Raw genomic sequence first — 11,543 nt, 5'->3', positions numbered from 1 at the left:
TCACATCGTTACTTATTAATAGCTGGCGTTCAGGCTGAAGCCGGCCGTATGGCTGGCCGTACGGAACAGCTCGGGCTTGCGCACGGGCCAGCCGACAAAGGCGTCGTACTGCACCCCCAGCCACTGGCCGCGCAAGCCGACGAAGCCGCCTGTCAGACGGCGCGCGATCAGCCATTCGGCGGACGGTCCCGATACTTCGCCGTGGTCCAGGCCGGCATACGCTTCCTGGCCGCTGCTGCCCAGCGGCACGCCGACTTCATTGCGCAGCAGCCAGCCGCGCTCGGCCGACAGACTGCTTTCGCCGTCATAGCCGCGCACCGTGTAGCGCCCGCCGATGGCGAAGCGGTCCTGCGGCACCAGCGGCGTGCGGTTGTGCTGCATGCGCCAGCTGCCCGCGTAGCGCAGCGGCTGGCCGGCCAGCGTGAACGGCGCCGACAGGGCCGCGTCGGCCAGGATGAGCTTGAAGCGCGACGTGCCTTCGCCGAACGCTTCCTCGGGCGCTGTCAGCGCATGCATCGCGCCCGTGCCGCGCCGGTATTGCAGGTTCAGGTCCAGGGTGGCCTGTCCCATGAATTCGCGGTGGCCGATGCCCAGTTCCCAGCCGGCCATGCGGCGGCGCTGCACTTCTACTTCCGTGTCGTCGATGAAATTTTGCGCGGCACGCTGCCAGCCGCGCAGGGACAGCATCGTCTTGCGCGAGGCGTCGCGGTACACCAGGCGCGACAACTTGACTTCGCGATTCTGGCTGGCGCCGCTGTAGTTGTAGTCCTGGCTGATGCCGGCCACGGACTGGTGATAGCGGCTGTCGCTGGCCGTGAAGGCCAGCAGCCAGTAGGCGTAGGGAATCGAATAGTGGGCCACCATGCCGCCCGTGCCGCGCGGGCCATTGCGGTCGCCGTCGACGTTCTGGTTCAAGCTCAGGTAAAACAGGTCGTTCAGGGTCAGCCAGTGGTCATACGACAGAGTCACGCTGCCCTGCAGCTTGCCCGTCGAGCGCGAGCCGCCGTCGTCGAGGCCCAGCGCCAGGCGGAACGGCAAGCCCTGTTTCCACTGGATCTGCAGGTCGCTCTCGCCCGGCTTCGCATTGCCACCCTCGGCCGGCATGATCTGGATATCGGCTTCGGCCGTCGGCACGCGCTTGAAGTTTTCCAGCGCCTGTTCCGTATCGCGCACATTGAGCAAGTCGCCCGGCCGCGCCGGCACGGCGTTCCACCAGGTGGCGCGGGGATTGGTGCCGGGTGCAAAGCCGATCTGGCGGATGCGCCCCGGTATCAGGCTCAAGGCCAGGGTGCCACGGCTCAAATCCTGCGGCTCGGCCAGCACGCGCGTGGTGACGTAGCCGCGCGCGATGATGGCGTTCTGCAGCCGCCCCATCAGCACATTGATGGCCTGCGTGCCCAGGCAGCGCCCCAGCGCAGAATCCGGCGCGCCCAGGTCGTCGCGGCTGGCGGCATCCAATGCCCACTGGAACCGGGCGGCATCCTCACCCCGCAATTCCAGGTGGTTGATCGTAAAACACGGCGACTCGCCTGCCGGCAAGCGGTTGGCGGAGGCGGCCGCGGGCGCATCGAGCAGGCGCACGTCGGGCTGGCGCTCCTGCTGCTGGCGCAGGAGGCGCTCGCGTTCTTGCTGGCGTATCAGTTCTTGGCTGGCATCGTCGCGCTGGCCGAGGCCAGGCGGAGTGGGAAGGGGCGGCGCGATTTCGGGACGGGTCTGCGCGGACACGGCGGCACACAAGGTGCCGCTGAACAAAAATACACCGCACCATGGCGTCAAGCGCAGGTGCATATGTTGCCTTACGTAATTATTTTCTTAAGTAGATTATAAAATAATTATTTCCGTGTGGCAATTTTATTTATTTCTTGAGAACTTTAGCTGTTTGGTAACTGCATTTCAACTATCACATTACCACTAGTAAACAGGTGCGCAGCTTGCGGCAGGAGAACCGGCAACGACAGGCGGCATGGACCGATGAACTGCTGCCCCTCCAAATATTCTCACCGGATGTATCCATCGTGGTAAAACTTGCCTGGCTTCACTCTGGCTTCAAGCAAGGTAATCATGCAAGATGATCAGCACCCGACGTCAGCCATCCCTGGGCGTCCAAGCAGGGCCACCTACGATGAAGCGACCACCTGTGTCTATCAGGCGTATCCGGATGTGATCGCGGATGGCGCATTGACGAACGTTGTATATTGAAAGGCAATACATATGTCCAACAACACCCATGTTTCTGAGCGGCTCAAAAGCTGCCGCGAGGATCTTCGTCTCTCACAAGTACTGCTTGCCGAACTGGCAGGCATCAATCCCACGCAGTTGTATCGCTATGAATCAGGCAAAGCCAGTCTTCGGATGGACGCGGCAGAGAAGATTGCCGCAGCCCTCGGCGTCAGCACCGCCTGGCTTGTGCACGGAACCTTGCCCATCGCCAGAGGGACGCACATCGCCCCGCCAGTGCCAGCGGGAGGGGGACTGATCCTGAACTCTCTGGAACTGCCCCCCGCGCTTGCCGGCGCCGTGAAGCGCCTGGCCATGCAAAATGGCAGCAGTGTCGAAATAACGCTGCTGGACCTCGCGCATCAGGGCCTCGACGCCATGCACAAAAAAGCCTTGGCTTGCGCCGAGTCCGCAGGCCAGAGCGAAAAATAAGCGCTGGTAGAGACTTTCGCGGCAACTGGGTGGTGCAGTTCACGGGGAAAATATGCGCAACGCGATCCATGCGCTGACCGGTGAAATCAGAAAGCCACTTGACGGCTAGATGAAGTCGTTGACCTGGAATCACGGTGTGGACGTCAATGCAAGTATTTACTTGGCGCGAACGATCAACCGAACGCACATCAAAAAATGGCCATTGATCATTCTTTTGAAATGATCAATGGCCATATATTTTTACTTTAAAATCAATCATTTAAAGCAAGCTCGTCACTCCCACTCGATTGTCAATGAGGTGGCTAAGCGTTTGATTTTTCGGTGATTTCCAAACCATTCAGTTACCGACACCCTCAAAAATACCCTCAGCGGATCTATCTGTCATTACCGGTTCGTCGCGGACGGAACGGAAGAGGAAAATCCGCTTGTTCAAACCGGTCACCAGATTTTCCTGGCCGATGACGCTTTCGTTTCGGCACATCAGAAATCGCAGCGCTCCGATAAATTTAAGGATACGCCGATCTTGTGACTTTTTGAAATAGATGCGACGCCAATAATGCGTGCTTAAAAGAATGCCGGATCATGGCCGGCGTGCAAGGGGCTGATCCCTATTTATGGTCGGTGAAATCGCAGTACTACCGTGCGCTGCGAAACCATAGAGGTAGCCTTTGCGGCATATAAAACGCATTCGTGTCGCGCTGTCTCGCGTCCCTCTGGATCGCACCACCACAGGCCACCAAATGGCCCGTCAAACAGCTTTACAGCATTTCCGGCTCGGCCGAAGTCTTCAAGTTCTGGAAGCGAGAATTCGTCATCTTCCGCAATCAACAATATCTTGGGTTCTACACCAAGAGCTATGTCGGGACGATTGAATGAAATCCACGATGCAGCACTTTGAGCGTGCGCCATCGCAACCTCACATTGTGCAGCTATCAAAGTATCAAGACCATCTCGAATAAGCCCCTCTTTAGGACACTGATGTTCACGTTGTACGTTCATTTTTTACATACTCCAATTTCGGTTACAGCCAAGATGGAACGCTCAGTGACGGTTTAAAAACTTCATAGCAACTTTCAGGTCAAAGCATCTTTGATGTTTTGGAGTGATTGACGATGTGGACGCAAGAGAATCGAAGCCGGCATCAGCAGGTGAGGACGGCACTCAAACGTGGCTATCCCACAGATGTGAAAGATGAAGAGTGGCGTCTGATCGCACCGCTGCTGCCAAGGCAAGCGAAGACGGAAAGACCTCGCAAGACAGATTTGCGCACGGTGATCAATGCGCTGCGTTACATGGTACGGTCCGGATGCGAGTGGCGCATGCTGCCATCTAGATCGTAACGCAAAAGCGCCAAGCTGTCGTTAGCACAAAATAATGTCCACTATGACAAAAGGCGCCGGGTAATGGCATTGGTCGCACTTCTCAAATACCTGATGTAGACCCTCATTGCACTACATCAGGACATCGCGATGGAGTGCCGTGGCGGCACTTTCGGTAAAAGGTCCAGGATTAATTTCGCTCTCCCTCACATTCTGTTCTCGCCAATACCAGCGAACTGGTGATACGGTTTGCCGAGCCGTAGCAATGCCTGCGCAGCGTTGCACTAGTTAACGACAACAAGGACATGTTCAAGACTGTTGCCACAGCAACGCTGGCTACAAACTAACGGTGCCATATGCCTTTAAATTGACAGTATTGGGAATTTCCGCCATCGACAGAACCCGCAGATGTGGAATCACCCGCTCAGACAAAGCACGGACATGACGCCGCAAATCGGGGGAGCACAACAGCACCGGCAACATATTTGCCTTCATCATGCGTTCGGACTGGGCTGCCAGACGCGTCAGCAGCTGTTCCGCATACTTGGGCTCCACCACCAGCGTACTACCCAATTCGGCGCCGCGGACGCTTTGCATCAGGTTCTGCTCGATGGCAGGATCTAGAGTCAGCACATTCAGTGCTGCCGTATCCCCAAGCAGCGATTGACAGATGGCAGATCCCAGCTTCTGACGCGCCAGCTCCGTTAAATAGTTCAGGTCTTTACTGTTTTTACCCATATCGATCAAGGTTTCCAGTATGCCTTCCAGATTACGGATCGAGACCTTTTCCCTAAGTAGGTTTTGCAACACTTTTTGGACGTCGCCAACCGACATTACGGTCGGAATCAGCTCTTCGACCATGCCCGGCTGCTGTTGCCGCACCCGTTGTAACAACCGTTCGGTTTCCGCGCGGGTCAACAACATGGCCGACTGCTGTTTCAACACCTCGCTTAAATGCGTGATGAACACGGTGCTGGCATCGACCAGCGTGTAGCGGGAAGCACGCGCAAATTCCTTCTCGCTATCCTCGATCCATACCGCGGCCAGGCCATATGTAGGCTCGCGAGTTTCGATCCCCTTCAGCGGCCGTGCTTCTCCCCCCGAATGAATGGCCAGGGTACGATCGCTCATGATCTCGCCGCGTCCGGCAGGCACACCAAATACCTGCAGCTCATACGCATTGACCGATAAATGCGCAGCGGCGCGAAATCGCACGCGCGGCAACACCATGCCCGACTCCAGCGCATATTGCTTGCGTATTGCCGCGATGCGCTCCATGAAAACCGTTTTCTCGCCATCGACCAGCGGCGACAGACCCGCACCGACCAACACTTCAATCGGCTCCACTTTCAACATCTCGTAGGCATCCTGATCGTCCGCCTCTTTATGCTCCGACTTGTCCAGATCGACCTTGCCGGCATCACCTTGACCACGCTTATGCACCAGGATGGCGGCCAACAACAATACGGCAATAATGGACAGCACCGGCAGCACCGGAATACCAGGCAAGAAAATTAAAATACACAGTGCAGCGGCAACCACCAGCAACGTCTTCGGAAAAGAAGTCAGCTGCCGCAGCACTTCTGCACTCAGATTCCCATCGGAAGCAGAGCGGGTCACAATAATGCCGGTGCCAACTGCGATCACCAGCGCTGGCACCTGGGTCACGATACCGTCGCCGACCGTCAACAAGGTAAAGGTTTGCAATGCCTGGTCCCAGCGCATGCCCATTTGCATGACGCCAATCACCAGGCCGCCAATAATATTAATCAAGAGAATCACAATACCAGCGATCGCGTCCCCTTTGACGAATTTACTGGCGCCATCCATCGCCCCATAAAACCCAGTTTCCTTTTCCAGCGTTTTGCGCCGCCGCTTGGCCTCTTCCTGATCGATGAAACCCATGTTCAGGTCCGCATCGATACTCATTTGCTGGCCAGGCATGCTGTCTAGGGTAAAGCGCGCCGCCACTTCCGACACGCGCTGCGCGCCATTCGTCACGACGACATACTGCACTACCACCAAAATCAGGAAAACGATCAGTCCAATCACATAATTGCCGCCCACGACATAGGCGCCGATCGAGGCGATAACGCGGCCGGCATCAGCGTCGGACAGAATCAAGCGCGTCGCCGCCACATTGAGCGACAGACGGAACAGTGTGGCGATCAGTAGCAGCGAGGGGAAGGTGGAAAACTCCACGGGTCGGCTGATATAAAACGTCAGCAACAGGATCAGCAGAGCAAAACTGACGTTGGTCAAGATCAGGAAATCAAGCACAGTCGACGGTATTGGCACAAATAGTACCGTCAATATGCCCACCACCAGTAACACCATCACCAGGTCCGTGTTGCTGCTAAAAATACGACGTAAAGCCGACATCAAACTACCTTTCCAGAAGCACGCCTTGCATCGCGCATTGTATAAACCCAAATCATGATCTTGGCGATTTGCGGGTACAGTTTCTCAGGTACAAAACCCTCCTCGCCCACCTCCCGAAACAATATCCGCGCCAACATTTTGTTTTGCACTACAGGAATATTATGGCGCCCCGCCAGTTCCCGCATACGTCGCGCCATCTCTCCCGCCCCCTTGGCCACCACCTGTGGCGCGCTGGAGGTCCCATGCTGATAGCGCAAAGCCACTGCCAGCCGAGTCGGATTGGTGATCAAGACATCGGCCGACGGCACGTTCGCCAGTCCCTTGCTACGCTTCAATACTTCCTTGCGCAATTCGCGGATGCGCGCACGAATGCGTGGATCTCCCTCGCGATTCTTCGACTCATCCTTGACATCGCGTTTGCTCATGCGCATACGCTTGGCAAATTCCCAGCGGGTGAATCCAAAATCGACCAAACCAATGAACAGCAGCGTCAGCACCAGCTTGACCAGCAACGCTCCAATCAAGGCAATCAGCATGCGCGAGTAAGCCTTGGCATCCAGCGATGGCAACCCGATCAGGCCTGGGATGGCGTCGCGCACCAGGAAGTACGCTACCGTTCCAAGGATTGCCAACTTGATCAGGCTCTTGGCCGTCTCAAACAGGGTACGCATGGAAAATACGCGCTTCAGGCCAGTTGCCGGGTTGAGCCGGTTCAAATCCGGGATCAGGGGATGAAAACTGAATATCGGACCCGTCTGGAATAGACTGATCAGGACCGCCACGACAGCCAAGGTCAGGAACAACGTCCCCATGATGCTCAGCATATCTGTCAGTAACTGGCCAATCCAGGCAGCCATGCCATCAACACCCCAGTCCGCTTGATTGCCATGGGCCAGAATTTTTTGCTGCAGCAAACCTATACGTTGCCACGCATCCCAGCCGCTGCCATAGATCGTCACGACCACCGCCGCCAACATGGCCAGGGCATTCAGGTCATTACTGCGTGGAACGGACCCCTTCTTGCGCGCCTCATCGAGCTTGTGTGGGGTAGCCTGTTCCGATAAATCCGCATCTTGACTGGACATTTAGATCAGCACCTGTTCCCAATAAGTAAAAATTGAGCTATAGACGCGCCCCATGGCAGGCCCCATCGAACCAACGGTCAGAGCCAGCACCGCCACACCAGTAAAAATCTTCACAGGGACCCCAACCACGAAGACATTCATTTGCGGCAACACACGTGAGACCACTGCCAGCGCGGTCTCTGCCAGCAGCAAGCAAAAGATAACTGGGATGATCAGCGCCACGCCCAGAGAGAACATCACACCGAACTGGCGTATCACGGCGTCGAGCGCAAAACCGGCAAAGCCGCCTCCTGGCGCAGTGGTCTGTAAAGAAAACGCCAGTCCGCGCAGCAGCGCATGATGGCCATCCATGCCAAAAAACACAGCCACAGCAAGCAGGTTGAGCATGCTCGCAAACAAGGGGGCGCTGGTACGTGCCACGGGGTCATACACATTGCCGATACCGAAGCCGCTCTGAACATCCAATATCTTGCCAGCCAAAGAAAACGCGCCAAAGGCAGCGAAGACGCCAAACGCCAACGTGGCACCATTGGCCACCTCGGCCATGGCCGCGAGAGCCACCGGCCCCATCGCCAGTGGCGCGGTGGAAGGCCGTACATGTAGTCCGGCCACCAACATCACGCTCAACGCCAGCGTGAATAGCACGCGCACCGTCACCATACCGGTCAGGCTGGAGAAAATGGGCGTCATCACCAGCACGACACCGATCCGCAGCGCTGTGTAGAAGACGGCCATGAACCATGCCGGATCGATATCGACAACCATAAGACAAATCCGGATGTATTAAAAATAGGTGGGTATATTACTGATTAAAGTGACTGAAAAAGCAATCAGCCGCTTCAGCATCCACGGTCCGCACACCACCAGAACGACCACCGCAGCGATAATTTTGGGAATGAATGTGAGGGATGCTTCCTGCACCTGGGTCACCACTTGCACCACGCTGACCAGCAAACCGACTGCCAGCGTTACCGCCAGCAACGGTGCAGCAATCAACACGGCATTCCACAATACGTCGGCCAGCAGTTGCAGCGCCAAGTCCGGCCTCAACCGTCGCTCCTTGCGTTTTGTTGCACAACACCCTGCACCACTTTGCCCAAGTCATCATCAAACACACCCTTCTGGGACGAAAGCAATTTGAAAGCCAGCTGGCGGAATGCGAGAGGATCGACCGTATCTCCGGCCAGTATCATCTGCGCATAGCGGGCAGACAAACCGCGTGGATCCAGTCCCAGGGCCCGTTCGATGCTCTTTTCAGCCTGGTCCCGCTCACCCAGTTGCGCCTGGACCACAGCCAGTGCCCCGTGACTTTCGCCAAAATTGCGGTCCATTGCCAGTGCCTGTTCGAATACCTGCCGTGCACCCGCTAGGTCATGTTCGAACAACCGGCACCAGCCGAGCAAGTGCCAGCTGCCGATATGCGACGGTAGAAACTTGACCGCTTGTTCCAGCTGCGTCCGCGCCGCGCTCAGATCGTTAACGAGCAGGCTACTCATGCCAAGCCCGGCCCAGCTGCGCCCCTCCTGCGGATGACGTGCAATGACTTGTCCGAAACGCTCCACCGCGGCAGCTGTATCGAACCGTGCCAGTGCCATCGAGCCACGTACCATCAGTGCCTCGAGCGGCGGCATCGGATCTGCCAGAGCGGCCAGGCTCAGGCGCTCAGCCTGAGCCGCATCGCCGGCATCCATGTAGACCAGGCTCGCCACGGACAGGAAGCGGTGGTCGGTACTGCAATGCGATTCCTGCGCCGCGATCAACGCGACCGCCTCATCCATCCTGCCCGCATGATGCAGCGCACGCAACAGCAAGGTCACGGCCTCTGGCCATATGCCGGCGGCCAAGCCGAATGGCGCAAGTGCCTGGGCCGCATCGGCATAACGCGCCAGCCAAAAATAGCAATATGCCAGGTTATAGGCCAGATGCATGTCGGCATGAAGCGCGAGCAATGGAACAAACACGGTTGCAGCGTCGTCCCAGCGCTGCTGCGCCATCAGTACATTGCCGCGCAGCGACTGGAAAAAAGCATCTCCCGGAAACAGCGCCAGCGCAGCGTCGGCATAGCCAGCGGCTGCCTCCAGGCGGCCCAATTCCAGGCATTGATCAATCACCGTCGCCAACAGGTTGCGGTTGACGGGATCCGATTTCAAATATTGTTCGGTGCGCTCAAGCCGGCTTACCGCTTCCGTCAGATTGCTTGGTTCTGGCTGCATAGGTGTCAAATCTCATTCAAAAACCAGGACCATCCTGGTCACACATCAAACATAGGGGTGCTTCATTGCGCCGCCCGCTACCCTCCGGCCAGCAAATGACCGATGGCGCTCTGTATCATTACTGCGCTGACGGCATCATTCTCCATGGCCGACTGGATATCATCGAGCACTTGATAAAACTTCGGATCGTGCGCCAATGCTTCGCCGAAATGCGCCAACAGCACAGCCTCTAGGAATACCCGGAATGCCTTGCGGCCACGCTGCGGGTCATCCTGTGCGATTTGCTTCACGCGCTGTTGAATCAGGCCGCTCAACTTATGCGCCGCGTAATCGTCCTCGGCCACTTTGCGGGGCGCGGTGCGTCCTTTGCGTTCCTGCACGGACGCAGCACCGCCCAGTTGCGTCTGGATCAGCGTGACGAGTTGCGTAACCGAAGCAATCGACGATGTCATGTCAGTCCATATCAAGTGAGATAATCATGCTGCGCATCGTCAATGGCTTTGATTACCGGTATAGGCGGACAGCAAAATACTGCGCTCCCCCTCACCAATTTCGGCCACTTTCGATGCTGCCGGTGGCGCAGCCGCGCGCAATATGGCGATCTCACCCAGGACTTTTTGCATATCACCATTGAGTGCAGGATTACTTTGATTCAAGCCGATACCCTGCCTTAACGAATCTTCTGCCTCAGCCAACTCCTCACGTATCAGGTATTGCAAGCCGCGCCCAAAGTGATGTAACGGATCCTGCGGACCCACGGCATCCAATCCAGCGAGTACTTCAGCAGCGCGGGCGCTGTCATTTCCCGCCAGCCACAGCAAGCCGAGTTGCAGCCGTGCTACGGACAGAGCGGGATCCAGGGCGAGCGCAGCTTCCATTTCGTCAATAGCCCTCGCATACATCTTAATTTGCGCATATTCGGCCCCCAGCATGTAATGCGCGGCGGCGCTGCCATCGGGGCGCGATACGGCTTCTTTCAGATAGCCGATCGCGGCGCCCGAATCACCAGCAGTGCTGGCATTCAAAGCCAGTTGCAGCAATTCGGCTTGGTCAAGCATGGACAAGGTCGCACTAGTCATAATGAAATCCGATTCAGTTTATTTTTTCACGTACAAGTAACAGGGCAATGTGGGCGCTAACAATATAAATCCAGGCCATCACGCTTTCGCAAGGCCTCGCGCAGATTCCCCAAGGCCTCCTTGTGTATTTGCGCCACCCGCCCGCGCGACACACCGAGTATCTGTGCAATTTCCTCAAAAGCAACTTGCTGCAAATAATGATACGTAATCACTTGGCGCTGCTTACCCTGCAACTGGACAAGCGCCACTTGAATGCTCTCTTTTAACTGCATCAGTTCAATGCCGTGATACGTATTGTCCTGATAATGGATACCAGTATCAGAATACATGCCAGTATCATCGAGCGCAAACCCCACGGCCAATCCGATCGCCATTTCGGCAAGCTGCGCAAACAACGCAGCAGGATCGGCAGGATATGGCGCGGTGCCGCGCAGTGTCTCAACGCGTTCGGCAACAATGCGTTTGCGCGCGACAATCTGCTCCTGCACCTCGCTGAACGAGCGCAGACCATCCAGTACCGCACCGTTGATGCGTTTTGCGGCAAAGGTTTCAAACTTGATGCCTCGCGCACTATCAAAGCGGTCGACCGCTTCCAACAGCCCAAGACGTGCGTACTGCACGTAGTCTGCAAACTCGGCATTGACATCATGGCGCCCTGCGTACAACTTGGCTGCCATGATGCGCGCAAAGCGCAGGTAATGCGCTACGATGCGGTTGCGCAACTCACCATCGCGATTATCCTGGAACATACGCCACAACAGCGCCATGTCAGCATTGCTGGCGACCACCTCCGGTTGCAGGGCGCAGTCCACGCAG

12 protein-coding genes are annotated in these 11,543 nt (G+C 56.8%); 2 read left to right on the top strand and 10 right to left on the bottom strand.

All coding sequences use genetic code 11. The annotated features are described in order from the left end of the window. Positions 1–15 precede the first annotated feature (15 nt). Positions 16–1,788: a ShlB/FhaC/HecB family hemolysin secretion/activation protein gene (locus AC07VH_RS00180; protein WP_494789457.1), complete on the bottom strand. Its 1,773-nt coding sequence runs from the start codon at positions 1,786–1,788 to the stop codon at positions 16–18. 423 nt (positions 1,789–2,211) lie between these two features. Here AC07VH_RS00180 and AC07VH_RS00175 point away from each other — a divergent pair, with 423 nt between their 5' ends. Then, positions 2,212–2,649 (top strand): helix-turn-helix domain-containing protein, encoded by a 438-nt coding sequence (locus AC07VH_RS00175; RefSeq protein WP_494789456.1) that lies wholly within the window; start codon positions 2,212–2,214, stop codon positions 2,647–2,649. A gap of 612 nt (positions 2,650–3,261) precedes the next feature. Here the strand turns inward: AC07VH_RS00175 and AC07VH_RS00170 are convergent. Next, positions 3,262–3,648 (bottom strand): hypothetical protein, encoded by a 387-nt coding sequence (locus AC07VH_RS00170; RefSeq protein ID WP_494789455.1) that lies wholly within the window; start codon positions 3,646–3,648, stop codon positions 3,262–3,264. Between the two features lie 113 nt (positions 3,649–3,761). On the opposite strand from AC07VH_RS00170, the gene AC07VH_RS00165 reads away from it, so the two are divergent. After that, a complete protein-coding gene (locus AC07VH_RS00165; RefSeq protein WP_494789454.1) occupies positions 3,762–3,989 on the top strand; it encodes a transposase in 228 nt (75 codons plus the stop codon). A gap of 315 nt (positions 3,990–4,304) precedes the next feature. Here the strand turns inward: AC07VH_RS00165 and flhA are convergent, their stop codons facing one another. The 8 genes from flhA to AC07VH_RS00125 all read right to left on the bottom strand — a co-directional run bounded on the left by flhA (position 4,305) and on the right by AC07VH_RS00125 (position 11,539). Beyond that, positions 4,305–6,350 (bottom strand): flagellar biosynthesis protein FlhA, encoded by a 2,046-nt coding sequence (gene flhA, locus AC07VH_RS00160; RefSeq protein WP_494789453.1) that lies wholly within the window; start codon positions 6,348–6,350, stop codon positions 4,305–4,307. Then, positions 6,350–7,435 carry an EscU/YscU/HrcU family type III secretion system export apparatus switch protein gene (locus AC07VH_RS00155; RefSeq protein ID WP_489627696.1) on the bottom strand — a complete coding sequence of 362 codons (1,086 nt, stop codon included), beginning with the start codon at positions 7,433–7,435 and terminating at the stop codon, positions 6,350–6,352. Before AC07VH_RS00155 ends, flhA begins: the two co-directional genes overlap by 1 nt. Then, on the bottom strand, positions 7,436–8,200 hold the full coding sequence (locus tag AC07VH_RS00150) for a flagellar biosynthetic protein FliR (RefSeq protein ID WP_489627697.1): 765 nt from the start codon (positions 8,198–8,200) through the stop codon (positions 7,436–7,438). An 18-nt stretch (positions 8,201–8,218) separates the two neighbouring features. Further along, the gene (locus tag AC07VH_RS00145; protein ID WP_230492350.1) at positions 8,219–8,473 is read right to left on the bottom strand and encodes a flagellar biosynthetic protein FliQ; all 255 of its coding nucleotides are present in this window, start codon (positions 8,471–8,473) and stop codon (positions 8,219–8,221) included. Between the two features lie 8 nt (positions 8,474–8,481). Beyond that, positions 8,482–9,648: a tetratricopeptide repeat protein gene (locus tag AC07VH_RS00140; protein WP_494789452.1), complete on the bottom strand. Its 1,167-nt coding sequence runs from the start codon at positions 9,646–9,648 to the stop codon at positions 8,482–8,484. Between the two features lie 77 nt (positions 9,649–9,725). Next, entirely contained in the window at positions 9,726–10,100 is a 375-nt protein-coding gene (locus AC07VH_RS00135; RefSeq protein ID WP_086139156.1) for a hypothetical protein, read from the bottom strand. A gap of 39 nt (positions 10,101–10,139) precedes the next feature. Beyond that, a complete protein-coding gene (locus AC07VH_RS00130; protein WP_494789451.1) occupies positions 10,140–10,727 on the bottom strand; it encodes a hypothetical protein in 588 nt (195 codons plus the stop codon). Between the two features lie 56 nt (positions 10,728–10,783). Then, the gene (locus AC07VH_RS00125) at positions 10,784–11,539 is read right to left on the bottom strand and encodes a sigma-70 family RNA polymerase sigma factor (protein ID WP_494789450.1); all 756 of its coding nucleotides are present in this window, start codon (positions 11,537–11,539) and stop codon (positions 10,784–10,786) included. Between the last annotated feature and the right edge of the window lie 4 nt (positions 11,540–11,543).

It is taken from the genome of Janthinobacterium sp. GW821-FHT03C10 (assembly GCF_059420865.1).
This window is presented reverse-complemented; position numbering and strand designations above follow the sequence as displayed.